Source organism: Bradyrhizobium sp. JYMT SZCCT0428, assembly GCF_018131075.1.
Lineage (GTDB): Bacteria > Pseudomonadota > Alphaproteobacteria > Rhizobiales > Xanthobacteraceae > Bradyrhizobium.
Genome location: NZ_JAFCLS010000023.1, coordinates 51,182 through 64,924, shown reverse-complemented (window position 1 = coordinate 64,924; position 13,743 = coordinate 51,182). Strand labels below are relative to the sequence as shown.

12 protein-coding genes are annotated in these 13,743 nt (G+C 63.0%); 6 read left to right on the top strand and 6 right to left on the bottom strand.

Annotation, left to right across the window (positions count from 1 at the left end; genetic code table 11):
• From JQ575_RS23400 to JQ575_RS23390, 3 genes are all read right to left on the bottom strand, one after another.
• Positions 1-924, bottom strand: coding sequence for an ABC transporter permease (locus tag JQ575_RS23400; RefSeq protein ID WP_212035504.1), 924 nt, complete (start codon positions 922-924; stop codon positions 1-3).
• Complete coding sequence (locus JQ575_RS23395; protein WP_212035503.1) at positions 924-1,865, bottom strand: ABC transporter permease; 942 nt, start codon at positions 1,863-1,865, stop codon at positions 924-926. Before JQ575_RS23395 ends, JQ575_RS23400 begins: the two co-directional genes overlap by 1 nt.
• Before the next feature lie 64 nt (positions 1,866-1,929).
• A complete protein-coding gene (locus tag JQ575_RS23390; protein WP_212035502.1) occupies positions 1,930-3,510 on the bottom strand; it encodes an ABC transporter substrate-binding protein in 1,581 nt (526 codons plus the stop codon).
• A gap of 390 nt (positions 3,511-3,900) precedes the next feature.
• Between JQ575_RS23390 and JQ575_RS23385 the strand changes: the two genes are divergently transcribed.
• The 6 genes from JQ575_RS23385 (at position 3,901) to JQ575_RS23360 (ending at position 11,239) form a co-directional block, all read left to right on the top strand.
• Complete coding sequence (locus JQ575_RS23385; RefSeq protein ID WP_212035501.1) at positions 3,901-5,031, top strand: M20/M25/M40 family metallo-hydrolase; 1,131 nt, start codon at positions 3,901-3,903, stop codon at positions 5,029-5,031.
• A gap of 239 nt (positions 5,032-5,270) precedes the next feature.
• Positions 5,271-6,800 (top strand): M81 family metallopeptidase, encoded by a 1,530-nt coding sequence (locus JQ575_RS23380; RefSeq protein ID WP_212035500.1) that lies wholly within the window; start codon positions 5,271-5,273, stop codon positions 6,798-6,800.
• Between the two features lie 6 nt (positions 6,801-6,806).
• Positions 6,807-7,970 (top strand): M20 aminoacylase family protein, encoded by a 1,164-nt coding sequence (locus JQ575_RS23375; protein ID WP_212035499.1) that lies wholly within the window; start codon positions 6,807-6,809, stop codon positions 7,968-7,970.
• Positions 7,971-7,976: 6 nt separating this feature from the next.
• Entirely contained in the window at positions 7,977-9,398 is a 1,422-nt protein-coding gene (locus JQ575_RS23370; protein WP_212035498.1) for an amidase, read from the top strand.
• A gap of 152 nt (positions 9,399-9,550) precedes the next feature.
• The gene (locus tag JQ575_RS23365) at positions 9,551-10,441 is read left to right on the top strand and encodes a crotonase/enoyl-CoA hydratase family protein (protein WP_212035497.1); all 891 of its coding nucleotides are present in this window, start codon (positions 9,551-9,553) and stop codon (positions 10,439-10,441) included.
• A gap of 144 nt (positions 10,442-10,585) precedes the next feature.
• A complete protein-coding gene (locus JQ575_RS23360; protein WP_249166842.1) occupies positions 10,586-11,239 on the top strand; it encodes an alpha/beta fold hydrolase in 654 nt (217 codons plus the stop codon).
• Positions 11,240-11,305: 66 nt separating this feature from the next.
• On the opposite strand, the gene JQ575_RS23355 is transcribed toward JQ575_RS23360, so the two are convergent.
• The 3 genes from JQ575_RS23355 to JQ575_RS23345 form a co-directional block, all read right to left on the bottom strand.
• Positions 11,306-12,280: an NADPH:quinone oxidoreductase family protein gene (locus JQ575_RS23355; protein WP_212035495.1), complete on the bottom strand. Its 975-nt coding sequence runs from the start codon at positions 12,278-12,280 to the stop codon at positions 11,306-11,308.
• Entirely contained in the window at positions 12,280-12,900 is a 621-nt protein-coding gene (locus JQ575_RS23350) for a 2-hydroxychromene-2-carboxylate isomerase (RefSeq protein WP_212035494.1), read from the bottom strand. The genes JQ575_RS23355 and JQ575_RS23350 overlap by 1 nt, the downstream gene beginning before the upstream one ends.
• Positions 12,901-13,031: 131 nt before the next feature.
• The gene (locus tag JQ575_RS23345; RefSeq protein ID WP_212035493.1) at positions 13,032-13,733 is read right to left on the bottom strand and encodes a glutathione S-transferase N-terminal domain-containing protein; all 702 of its coding nucleotides are present in this window, start codon (positions 13,731-13,733) and stop codon (positions 13,032-13,034) included.
• Positions 13,734-13,743: the final 10 nt, after the last annotated feature.

Here is a 13,743-nt window from a genome sequence, read left to right as displayed (position 1 = left end):
TCACACCCGCTTCGCCATTTTGGGATCGAGCGTATCGCGCAAGCCGTCGCCGAGAGTGTTGACGGCAAGGATCGTGAGCGCGAGGCACACCCCGGGATAGATGATATTGTGCGGATACAGGCTGAAGACCTGACGGCCTTCGGCCATGATGTTGCCCCAGGTCGGCACCTCCGGCGGCACGCCGATGCCGAGGAACGACAGGATGGCCTCGATCAGAATGGCCGACGCGCAAATGAACGTGCCCTGCACGATCATCGGCGCGATCGTGTTGGGCAACACGTGCCGCCACAGCAGCTTCGGGGTGGAGGTGCCGAGCGTCACCGCCGCCTCGACATAAGGCTCCTCGCGCACACTGAGCACGATGGAGCGCACGAGCCGGACCACGCCCGGAATCTGTGGAACAGTGATGGCGATGATCACCGTCCATACGCTGGAACGAAACAGCGACACCATGGCGATCGCAAGCAGGATGGCCGGAATGGCCATCAACCCGTCCATGATCCGCATGATGACGGCGTCGAGAATGCGGAAGAAGCCGGCGAGCAGACCGATGAACAGGCCACAGGCGACGCTGATCAGCGCCACCGTGATGCCGACAAAGAGCGAGACCCGCGCGCCATAGACCACGCGGCTGTAGACATCGCGTCCCAGGCTGTCCGTGCCGAACTTGGTGATCATCTTGATGCGTTCGCCGGTGTCCGTCCGCATCGTGATTTCCGTGCCGGGCACCTTGTTGCGCGCGATTGGGCTGATCGCCGTCGGATCGATGGTTCCGAGCCAGGGCGCGAGCAGCCCCATCAGCAATACGATCGTGATGACGGCGGCGCCGAACACCACGCCCGGGTTGCGCAGCAATTTGCGATACGCGGCGGGCTTGACCGGGCTCGCCGGCAGCACGGGTTCGAGGATCGTCGCGTCGGCCATCAGTAGCGAATCCTGGGATCGAGAACGGTGTAGATCATGTCGACCGACAGGTTGATCATGACGTAGACGAATGAGAACAGCAGGATCACGGCCTGAATCGTCGGGTAGTCGCGCGCCAGCACCGCATCCACCGTGAGCCTGCCAAGGCCGGGGATCGTGAACACGCTCTCGGTCACGACGACGCCGCCGATCAGGAGCGCCACGCCAAGTCCGATCACCGTGACGATCGGAACGGCGGCATTGCGCAGCGCATGACGGAACAGCACCTTTCGCTCGGACTGTCCCTTGGCCCGCGCGGTGCGGATATAGTCTTCCGACAGCACTTCCAGCACGCTGGTGCGCGTCATGCGCGCGATCAGGGCGATATAAATCACCGACAAGGTCACCGACGGCAGGATCAGCCGCTGCACCCAGCCGCCGACCCCCTCCGAGATTCGCTGATAGCCCTGCACCGGCAGCCAGTTCAAATAGACCGCGAACAAATAGATCAGGAGGTAGCCGATCACGAACACGGGCACGGAAAAGCCGAGCACCGAAAAGCCCATGACGATGCGGTCGATCCACGAACCGTGCCGGTGCGCGGCCAGCACGCCGAGCGGAACAGCGACAAACACCGCAATCAGAATCGTGAACAAGGCGAGCGACAAGGTCGGCTCGATGCGTTCGGCAATCAGCGAGGCCACGGTCTTTTTGAAGAAGAAGCTTTCGCCGAAATTACCCGTCAGCACTCTGCCCGACCAGATGACGAACTGCTCGATCATCGGCCGGTCGAGGCCGAGCTGGCTGCGGATCTGCGCCACCTGTTCGGTGGTGGCATTGTCGCCGGCGATGACGGCCGCCGGGTCGGACGGGGTCAGACGCAGCATCAGGAAGATGAAGACCGCAACCACCAGCATCACGGGGATCGTGCCGAGCAATCGCCGGAAGAAGTAGCCATACATAGGTCGATCCCCGAAACCAAGCGGGCGGCGGCAAGCCGCCCGCTTCCATCACATCACTTGCACATCACTTGGTGACTTCGATGTTCCAATGCACCGGAACCGGCGCCATCAACAGCCCCTTGACGTTCTTGCGAATGGCAATCGGCTGGACATATTCGCCGACCGGGATCATGGCCGTGATCTCGATATTACGCTTCTGGACCGCTTCCGCGATCTGTTTCTGCTTTGCCAGATCGGTTGTTCGAGCGAAATCGTCGCGCAGCTTCTCCATTTCCGGGTCGCAGGGCCATCCGAACGAAGCCTTGTCGCACCCCGAATTCACATAGGCGGCAGAGACCGGGTTCATCACGTCGGCCACGACCCAGGCCGTCAGGAACGCATTCCAGCCACCGGCGCTCGGTGGATCCTTCTTGGCGCGGCGCGCAACCAGGGTCTGCCAGTCCATCGACTGCATATCGACCTTGAAGCCGCCTTTCTCCATCAGCGATTTCGCCACCGGCGCGAGGTTGGTCAGAGCCTTCAGGTCGGTGGAGTGCATCAGCAGGACGGGCGTGCCGTCATAGCCCGCTTCCTTCAAAAGCTCCTGCGACTTCTTGGCGTTCGAGTTGAGAATGGCATCCGTTCCGTTGGTCGTTCCGAACTGGGTGTCGCAGACGAACAGCGCCTTGCACGCCTTGATGTAGTTCTCGTCGCCGATGGTCGCCATCAGGAAGTCTTCCTGATTGAAGGCGTACCACAACGCCTGGCGGATTTTCGGGTTGTCGAACGGCTTGTGCAGGTGGTTGGGGCGGAAGACGTACTGCGCCTTGATCTGCGGTACCTGGACGATCGCGATGCTGGCATCCTTCTTCAGGGTACCAAGGAGATCATGGCTGGGTTGCTCGATGTAGTCGATCTCACCCTTTTGCAGCGCGTTGACCGCCTGCTGCGCGTCGGAAATCGCGCGCCACTCGACGCGGTCCACCTTGACGACCTTGCCGCCGGCAAGACCCGATGCTGGCTCGGCGCGCGGCTTGTACTTGTCGAACTTGATGTAGACGGTCTTGTCGCCCGGCTTCCATTCATCCTTGACGAAGACGAACGGGCCGGAGCCTGTGAAATCCTCGATCTGCTTGTTGGCGTCGGTTTCGGCGACGCGCTTGGGCATCATGAACGGCACGTTGGACGAGGGCTTTGACAGACCGAGCAGCACGAGGCCTGTCGGTTCCTTGAGCTTGATGGTGAAAGTTTTGGCATCGACCGCGTCGATGGAGTCGACGAAGGTCATCATCTTCTGACCGAGCGAGTCCTTGACCGCCCAGCGCTTGATCGAAGCGATGCAGTCTTCCGACGTCACCGGCTTGCCGTCGTGCCACAGCAGTCCGTCGCGCAGCGTGAAGGTGTAGCTTTTGCCGTCCGCCGCGGCTTCGTACTTCTCGACCATCTGCGGCTTGATCTCGCCCTTTTCATCCTGCGCGAGAAGCGTGTCGTAAATCATGTAACCGTGGTTGCGGACGATGTAGGCCGTGGTCCAGATCGGATCCAGGATCTTCAGATCCGAGTGCATGACGGCGCGCAAGGTAGTCTGGGCCAGCGCCGGCACCGCCACCGTCATCAGGCTGCCGACGCAAGTCGCAGCCAGAATTGTTTTTCTGAACGCATTCATTCCTTCACCTCCATTGTCGCTCGGCGCCCGAACGCTTTATCTTGTTCGGGCCCCCTGCCCGGTTTCTGACCGGACTATAGGGTCGATCTTGAGCTTCACAACACCCTTTTGGTCCGACGACACGGATGACGCCGGCGTTCAGGTGGAAGTCGGGATAGCCCTCATCCGCGTCTGGCTTGCGCTGGCCGCTGGACGGCCCTATCCAGCTCCGCCAGCACGCCTCCACAAAAATCTACAATCAAGAATGATGCCAGAATTATCATTCCCCGATCCGCTACGGCGAAAGTCTGACGGCGGGATGTTTTCCCTTTACAAAATCCCTGCCGGTCCCTCTCGTACGGACCCATCGGCACCGAGCCCAAACATTCCGGCCGAACCGGGAGAATCCAGATGAATCCTGCCAACCTTCCCTTTGATTCCGAGACCATGCTGCAGGGGCTGCGGACCTGGGTCGAATGCGAAAGCCCCACGTGGGAAGCTGGCGCGGTCGACCGCATGCTCGATCTTGCGGCGCGGGAGATGGCCATCATGGGTGCGACCATCGAACGCATCGCCGGGCGGCAAGGCTTTGCCGGCTGCGTCCGCGCGCGCTTTCCCCACCCGAAGCAGGGCGAACCCGGCATCCTGATCGCGGGTCATCTCGATACCGTCCATCCCGTCGGCACGCTGGAAAAGCTGGCGTGGCGACGCGAGGGCAACAAATGCTACGGCCCGGGCATATTCGACATGAAGGGCGGCAACTACCTCAGCCTGGAGGCGATCCGGCAACTGGCGCGTGCATCGTTCACGACGCCGCTGCCGATCACGGTGCTGTTCACGCCGGACGAAGAGGTCGGCACGCCATCGACCCGCGACATCATCGAGGCCGAAGCGGCCCGCAACAAATACGTGCTTGTGCCCGAGCCTGGTCGCGCCAACAACGGCGTCGTCACCGGACGATATGCGATTGCCCGATTCAATCTCGAAGCGATCGGCAAGCCGAGCCATGCCGGTGCCACGCTCTCATCCGGCCGTTCCGCGATCCGCGAGATGGGACGCCAGATTATCGCCATCGACGGCATGACGACTGAAGATTGCACTTTTTCGGTCGGCATTGTGCATGGCGGCCAGTGGGTGAACTGCGTCGCCACCACCTGCACCGGCGAGGCGCTCAGCATGGCCAAGCGGCAGGCAGATCTCGATCGCGGCGTCGAGCGGATGCTCGCGCTTTCCGGGACCAGCAATGACGTCACGTTCAAGGTCACCCGCGGGGTGACGCGGCCGGTGTGGGAGCCCGACGCCGGCACGATGGCGCTCTACGAACAGGCGCGCGGCATTGCGCAAGGCCTTGGTCTCGAACTGCCGCACGCCAGCGCCGGCGGCGGCTCCGACGGCAACTTTACCGGCGCGATGGGTATCCCTACCCTCGATGGCCTGGGCGTTCGAGGTGCCGACGCGCATACGCTCAACGAACACATCGAAGTCGACAGTCTCGCCGAGCGCGGCCGGTTGATGGCGGGTCTGCTGGCGACATTGACGTGAGCGCCGTTCCGTCATTCCGGGGCGATGCGAAGCATCGAACCTCAGATGTGCAATTGCACATCGGAGAATCTCGAGATTCCGGGTTCGCTTCGCGCCCCGGAATGACGGAGCAAGCTCATACGTCAAGTCGCTCGCAATGACGCATAGGGCGGCATGCAAAACGGAATTGCTCCGCAGCTTGCGCTTGGCGCAATGACACGCTTAACGTCCCCCAACGAATGCACCGGTGAGAAGACTTGATGACCCGCATTGCCGTTGGTGCCTTTCTGCACGAGACCAACACGTTTGCGCCGACCAAGGCGACCTATGACGATTTCGTTCATGGTGGCGGATGGCCGTCGATGGAGCATGGCGCCGACGTGCTCAAGGTGATGCGCAAGGTCAATATCGGCCTTGCCGGCTTTGTCGAAGCCGCCGAGGCCAATGGCTGGGAGCTGGTGCCGACGATCTCGGCGGCCGCTGTTCCATCAGCCCATGTCACCAAGGATGCCTTCGAACGCATCATGAAGGAAATGGTCGACGGCATCGCGGGCGCGGGGCCGATCGATGCCGTCTATCTCGACCTGCACGGCGCCATGGTCACTGAGCATTACGACGACGGCGAAGGCGAAACGCTTGCCCGGGTGCGCAAGGTGATCGGCAAGGACCTTCCACTGGTCGTCAGCCTCGACCTCCATGCCAACGTCTCGCCCGAGATGATGGAACATGCGGATGCGCTCATCGCCTACCGCACCTACCCGCACGTCGACATGGCCGACACCGGCCGGGCCTGCGCAAACCATCTGGCGCTGATGCTCAAGACAAAGGCGCGCTACGCAAAAGCCTTCCGGCAATTGCCGTTCCTGATTCCGATCAGCTGGCAATGCACCAACGACCAGCCGACCAAAGGCATTTATGAAAAACTGGCGGCGATGCAGAGCGCTTCAGTTCCGACGCTGTCATTCGCGCCCGGATTTCCGGCCGCCGATTTCAGGGATTGTGGTCCCAGCGTATTCGCCTATGGCGCGACGCAGGCCGATGCGGATGCAGCTGCCGACAAACTGGTGGCGCTGATCGAGAGCCATGAGGACGATTTCGACGGCCGCATCTATTCGCCCGACGACGGCGTGCGCCACGCCATGGAGCTGGCGAAGAACGCGACCAAGCCGATCGTCATCGCCGACACCCAGGACAATCCCGGAGCCGGCGGCGATTCCGACACGACAGGCATGCTGCGGGCGCTGGTTCGCAACAAGGCGACGCGCGCGGCGACCGGCGTGATCTATGATCCGGAGTCAGCCAAGGCCGCGCATGCCGCAGGCGTCGGCGCCACCGTGACGCTTTCGCTCGGCGGCAAGTCGGGCATCCCGGGCGACGCACCGTATCAGGAAACGTTCGTCGTCGAAAAACTGTCGGACGGCAAGTTCGTGGCGTCCGGCCCCTATTATGGCGGCCGCGACATGGAAATGGGACCGTCGGCGTGCCTGCGCATCGGCGATGTCCGTGTGGTCGTGAGTTCCTACAAGGCGCAACTCGCCGACCAGGCGATGTACCGCTATGTCGGGATCGAACCGACCGAACAGGCGATCCTGGTCAACAAGAGTTCGGTGCACTTCCGCGCCGACTTTGAGCCGATCGCCGAAAAGCTGCTGATCTGCGCCGCGCCCGGCGCGATGCCGGCCGATACCGCTACCCTGCCCTGGACGCAGCTGCGTCCGGGTATCCGCATCAAGCCGAACGGCCCTGCTTTTGCGACTCCAGCCAAATCTCGTTCAACCGTAACCGGATAAACAGACATGCCCACCATCGAACGCATCGACGGCTATGCCGATGAACTCACCGCGATCAGGCGCGATCTTCATGCGCATCCCGAGATCGGCTTCGAGGAGGTCCGCACCTCAGGGATCGTCGCCGACAAGCTGACGCAATGGGGCATCGAGGTGCATCGCGGCCTTGGCGGCACCGGCGTCGTCGGCGTGCTCAAGGGCAAGGGCAACAGCGGCATGAAAATCGGCCTGCGCGCCGACATGGATGCGCTGCCGATGGAAGAGAACACCAACCTGCGCTGGCGCTCGACCATTCCGGGCCGCTTCCACGGCTGCGGCCATGACGGCCACACCACCATGCTGCTCGGTACCGCGCGCTATCTCGCCGAAACCAAAAACTTCGACGGTACCGTGCATTTCATCTTCCAGCCCGCCGAAGAAGGCCTCGGCGGCGCCCGCGCCATGATCAAGGACGGCCTGTTCCAGAAGTTTCCCTGCGACGAGGTCTACGGCCTGCACAACGCACCTGACCTGAACCATGGCGAGATCGCGATCCTGCCGGGCCCGGCGATGGCCGGCGCCGATTTCTTCGACATCACGATCGACGGCTACGGCGCCCATGGCGCGATGCCGGAGCGCTCCAAGGATGCCGTGATCATCGCCACCACCCTGGCGCAGGCGCTGCAGACCGTCGTCAGCCGCAACGTGCCTCCGCATCACCCGGCGGTCCTGTCGATCACGCAGATCCATGCCGGCTCGGCCTACAACGTCATTCCCGGCCAGGCCAAGCTGTGCGGCACCGTCCGCGCCTTCGACGACGGCGTGCGCGCGCTGATCCGCGAGCGCATGCGCGCGATCTGCGCCGGCATCGCCGCGGCGTTCCAGTGCGAGATCACTGCCGATATCCGCGACACTTTCAGCGTGCTGGTGAACCAGGAAGAGCAGTCGCGGATCGTTGAGGCGGTAGCGCGTACGGTGGTCGATCCGGACAAGGTGATCACCCGCACCGAGCCGAAGATGGGCAGCGAGGATTTCGCCGACATGATGCAGGCGGTGCCCGGCGCCTATTTCTGGGTCGGCCATGAAGGCTCGGTGCCCGTGCACAATCCCGGTTACGTCCTCGACGACAAGATCCTGCCGATCGGCGCCAGCATGTTCGCGCGCATCATCGAGACCCGTATGCCAGTAGGTTAGGTGGTCATGCATAAAACCAAAAAAGAAGAAGAGGTCACGTCGCTGCACGATCTCAGCGCCGTCGACCTTCTCGCCGGCTATCGCGCCAAGCAATTCTCGCCGTCCGAAGTGCTGGAGGAAGTGCTGGCGCATGTCGCGGCGTGGGAGCCGCACATCAAGGCGCTCTATCTGCTCGACCCCGAGGGCGCGCGCGCCGTCGCCAAGGCATCGACCGACCGCTGGCAGAAGGGCGAGCCTGTCGGCACGCTCGACGGCGTGCCTGTGACCATCAAGGACAATATCGCTACCAAGGACCAGCCGGTGCCGCTCGGCGCCGCCAGCGTCAAGCTAGTGCCCGCACCGAAGGACGCGCCGCCGGCCGCACGGCTGCGCGAGGCCGGCTCCATCATCTTCTCCAAAACGACGATGCCGGATTACGGCATGCTGTCGTCGGGCCTTTCGAGCTTCCATCCCCTCACCCGCAATCCCTGGGACCTCAGCAAGAACCCCGGCGGATCCTCGTCCGGCGCCGGCGCCACCGGCGCGGCCGGTTACGGCCCGCTGCATCTCGGCACGGATATCGGCGGCTCGGTGCGGCTGCCGGCCTGCTGGTGCGGCCTGGTCGGGCTGAAGCCGAGCCTTGGGCGCGTTCCGGTCGATCCCTTCTATGTCGGACGCGTCGCCGGGCCGATGACCCGCACCGTCGACGATTCAGCGCTGATGATGAGCGTGCTGTCGCGGCCGGACCGCCGCGACGGCATGAGCCTGCCCGCGCATGAAATCGCCTGGAAGGCGCTCGACAAGTCGCCGCGCAAAGTGCGGATCGGGTTGATGCTCGATGCCGGCACCGGCCTGCCGCTGGAGAAGGAAGTGCGCGAGGTCGCCGTCAAGGCCGCCAAGGCGTTCGAATCCGCCGGCGCGGTCGTTACCGAAATCGACGGCATATTGACGCGCGAGATGCTCGACGGGATCGACGATTTCTTTCGCGCGCGAAGCTGGGACGATATTTCCAGGCTGACGCCGGACGAGCGCAGCAAGACGCTGCCTTATATCCTTCAATGGGCAGAGGCCGGCGCGAAGCTCTCAGGCCTTGATGTCATCAGGGGCTTCAACGCCACGATGGCGATCCGCACCGCCGCGGCAAAGCTGTTCTGCGATCTCGATTATGTGGTCTCCCCGGTGTCGCCGGTGGTCAACTTCCCGGCCGAGTTCGCCTCCCCGGTCAATGATCCCGAAAAGCCGTTCGAACACATCGCCTATACCGTGCCGTGGAATATGTCGGAAAACCCGGCCGTCTCGATCAATGGCGGCTACGACAAAAAGGGCTTTCCGATCGGCGTGCAGATCGTCGGACGGCGGTTCGACGATCTCGGCGTGCTCGGCATGGCCAAGGCGTTCGAAGGCCTGCGCGGCCCGCAAAAGCCGTGGCCGGCCCCGCCGAAGAAGTAAACTCTATCCGTCATTCCGGGATGCGCCAAAGGCGCAGGCCCGGAATCCATTGGGCCGCAACCGTGCAGCGAAATGGATTCCGGGCTCTTCGCTTCGCTCAGCCCCGGAATGACGTGCTAAAATGAAAAACCAAACATCAAGAGGAAACCCCCATGGCGTATGAGACCATCAAGTACGAGGTCGCCGAGCAGATTCTCACCATCACCTTGAACCGGCCCGACAATCTCAACGCCTTCAACGGCACCATGCAGCAGGAATTGATCGACGCCTTCGACGCGGCCGACAAGGACGACAATGTCAGGGCCATCATCGTCACCGGCGCCGGCCGCGGCTTCTGCGCCGGCGCTGATCTTTCTTCCGGCGCCAACACGTTCGATCGCGACGCGCGGCGTGGGCCGGTGAAGCGGCTTGCGGATGGCACTGTCGATTACAGCGACCCGCAGGTGCGCGACGGCGGCGGACAGGTGACGCTGCGCATCTTCAAATGCTTAAAACCGGTGATCGCGGCGGTGAATGGTCCAGCGGTTGGCATCGGCGTCACCATGCAGCTCGCGATGGATATACGCATCGCTTCTGAAGCCGCGCGCTTCGGCTTTGTGTTCTCCCAGCGCGGCATCGTGCCGGAGGCCGCCTCGAGCTGGTTCCTGCCGCGCCTCGTCGGCATCGCCCAGGCGCTGGAGTGGTGTTACACCGGCCGCGTCTTCCCGGCGCAGGAAGCGCTCGCCGGCCGCCTCGTCAGCAAGGTGGTGCCGCCGGATGATCTGCTGCCGACCGCCCGCGCGCTGGCCAAGGAAATCGCCGCCAAAACAGCACCAGTTTCGGTGGCGCTGATCCGCCAGATGATGTGGCGCATGATGGGCGCCGACGATCCGATGGAAGCCCACAAGGTCGACAGCCGCGGCATCTACGCCCGCGGCCGTTCGGACGATGTCAGGGAAGGCGTAGTGTCGTTTTTGGAGAAGCGCCCGGCGCAATTCAAGAACAAGGTTTCAACGGATATGCCCGACTATTACCCGTGGTGGGACGAGCGGGAGTATAAGTGACGGCGAAGCCGTCATCCCGGGATGGTGCGTTAGCACCAGACCTCAGGCGCGCACTGCGCGCCGGGGGATCTCGAGATTCCCCGGTGCGCAATTGCGCACCTGAGGTCTGGTCCTTCGGACCATCCCGGAATGACAGATCGCGAAATGACAGATGTTCAAGACGGCGTCGTCCTGCTGCACGGCATCAGCAGGACGGCGCTGTCATTCCGGAAAATGCAGACCGCGCTCGAGGCCGCCGGCTTCGCCACGCTGAACATCGACTATCCCAGCCGCCATCACGCGCTCGAAGCGCTGGCTGAGCATATCCATCCCGCCGTCATACAGTTAGCCGCCGGCACCGAAGGCCAGCTTCATTTCGTCGGCCACTCGATGGGCGGCTTGCTCGCCCGCGTCTACATTTCCAAACACCGGCCGCAGCGCCTCGGTCGCGTAGTCATGCTCGGCACGCCCAATGGCGGCAGCGAGATCGCCGATCGCCTGAAGAATGTTTCGCTCTATCGCGCCTGGTTCGGCCCCGCCGGCGAGCAACTCGTGACCCGGCGCGATGCAGCAACCGGCGCACTGTTTCCGCCGGTCGATTATCCCGTCGGCATCATCGCAGGAAACCGGTCGGTCGATCCGACGTCCTCGCTGTTCCTGCCGAAGCCGCATGACGGCAGGGTGTCGGTTGAGAACACGAAACTCGACGGGATGGCGGATCATGTTGTGATCGGCACGTCGCATCCCTGGCTGCCGGGGAATCGTGTGGCGATTGCGCAGACGATTGCGTTTCTGAGCGATGGAAGATTTGGTAGGTGAGCCAAAGGCAACTCTCCTCGTCGTCCCGGCGAAGGCCAGGCGTTCGCCGGGACGACGAATGGGAGATTACCCCATCGTCAGCGCCACGCGGCCGATTGCCTTGCGGTCGATCAACAGCCGCATCGCGCGGGCGTAGTCTTCCAGCGGCAGGCGGTGGGAGATGTTGGGGCGGATTTTTCCGGCTTCCGCCCACTCCGTCAGCGCCTTGATCCTGACCTCGCCGAGAACAGGATTTTTCCGCACCGCTTCGCCAGCGCGCACGCCGAGCACGCTGGCGCCCTTGATCATCAAGAGGTTGGTCTTGGCGAGGCCGATGCCGCCGGTGAAGCCGATGATCAAGAGCCGCGCGCCCCAGTTGATGCAGCGCATCGAATTCTCGAACACCTCGCCGCCGACGGGGTCAAACACGACATCCGCGCCGCGCCCTTCGGTGATGCGCTTGACCGCGTCGCGAAACGGTTCCTGGTCATAGCGCACCAGATGATCGGCGCCCCTCGCCCTGGCAATCGCAAGTTTTTCGTCGCTCGACGCGGTCGCGATCACGGTGGCCCCCAGCATCTTGCCGATCTCGACCGCCGCTAGTCCCACGCCGCCACCGGCGCCATGCACCAGCAGCACTTCACCCGGCTGAACCTGTCCGCGATCGATCAGTGCATGATAGGCGGTGCCGTGGCCGGCCAGAAATGTTGCGCCTTCGGCATAGTCGAAGGTCGATGGCAGCGGCACGAGTTGCGACGGCGCGGCCACGGCCTCGTCGCAATAGGCGCCGTGGCGCATCTTGACGATCACCTTGTCGCCGACCTTGACTCCGGTCGCGTCGTTCACCTCGACGACATCGCCGGCGGCTTCAACGCCGGGCGTGAACGGCAATGGCGGCTTGAGCTGGTATTGCCCCGCTGCCATCAGAACATCGGGGAAATTGATCCCGGCGGCGCGGATCGCGATACGCACCTGCCCCGGCGCCAACGGTGCCGAGTCGAAGGTTTCGAGACGCAGGCTCTCGGGCGGACCCAGCTCGCGGCAGACGACGGCTTTCGGCATCAGGCAGCCTTCTCTTGCAGCCGCAGCACGGCTTCGCGGATCAGCGGCATGCGGTCGTTGCCAAAATACATGTCTGTCTTGCCGACGAAGATGGTCGGCGAACCAAAGCCGCCGCGCGCCATCACCTCATCGGTGTTGGCCTTGAGCTGGTCCTTGATCGCCTGCTCGCCAATGCCGGCAAAGAACTTGACGTGGTCGACGCCGACGCTCTTGCAGACTTCCGTCAGCACCGAATCCTGCGAAATGTCCTTGTCGCCGCCCCAATAGGTCTCGAACACGGCGCGCGCGAACGGCACCATGTGCTTTGCAGATTCTTTGCCCAGCCAGATGCAGCCGCGCATCGCCTTGACGCTGTTCACCGGAAACACCGTCGGCGGCATCTTGATCGCAAGCCCCGCGGAACGCGCCCAGTCGGCAAGGTCCTTTTTCATGTAGCGCGCCTTCAGCGGCACCGGCGTCTCGCGCTGGGCGTAGACGCTGGGATTGACCGTGTTGAAAATGCCGCCGACCAAAATAGGCCGCCACGAAATCTCAACGCCGAGCTCTTTTGCCAGCGGCTGGATGTTGTGGAAGGCGAGATAGGTCCAGGGACTGGAACAGTCGAAGAAGAATTCGATCATGGCGTTTCCTTTTGTTTATTTATCCTCATCCTGAGGAGCCACGAAGCGGCGTCTCGAAGGATGAAGGCCCGTCTGTGGCCTCATGGTTCGAGACGGCGCTGCGCGCCTCCTCACCATGAGGGTTGGAATTGTCACTTCCTTCCAACCATTTCCTTCGCCTTCGCGCCGAACATGTTCCTGCGCGCTTCCTCGTCGAACGGCTCTTTGACGGACTTGCCGATCGCCAATCCCGCCTGCACTTGCGGCCGGGCGCGCACGTCGGCGTACCAGCGCTTGATGTTGGGATAGTCGTCGAGCGTAAAGCCCTGTGCCTTGTGAGTCATGGTCCATGGAAAGCAGGCGATGTCGGCGATCGAATACTCGCCCGCGACATAGGCGGCGGTCTTGCCGAGTTGGGTATCCAGCACCCTGTAAAGCCGCGCCGCCTCATCACGGTAGCGCTCGATCGCGTATGGGATCTTTTCCTGCGCATAGAGCGCGAAATGGCCGTGCTGGCCGAGCATGGGCCCGAGCCCACTCATCTGCCACATCACCCACTGCACCGCCTGGGAGCGGCCGCGCATGTCCGCAGGGAGAAAGCGGCCGGTCTTTTCCGCCAGATAGATCAGGATCGCGCCGGTCTCGAACACCGAGAACGGCGCGCCGCCGTCGGCCGGCGCATGGTCGACGATGGCCGGAATGCGGTTGTTGGGACTGATCGCGAGGAATTCTGGCTTGAATTGCTCGCCGCCGCGGATGTTGACCGGGATCACGGTATAGGGGAGCCCGAGTTCCTCGAGCATGATCGAGATTTTCCAGCCATTGGGCGTCGGCGCGTAATGCAGGTCGATCATGGTTTCCCTG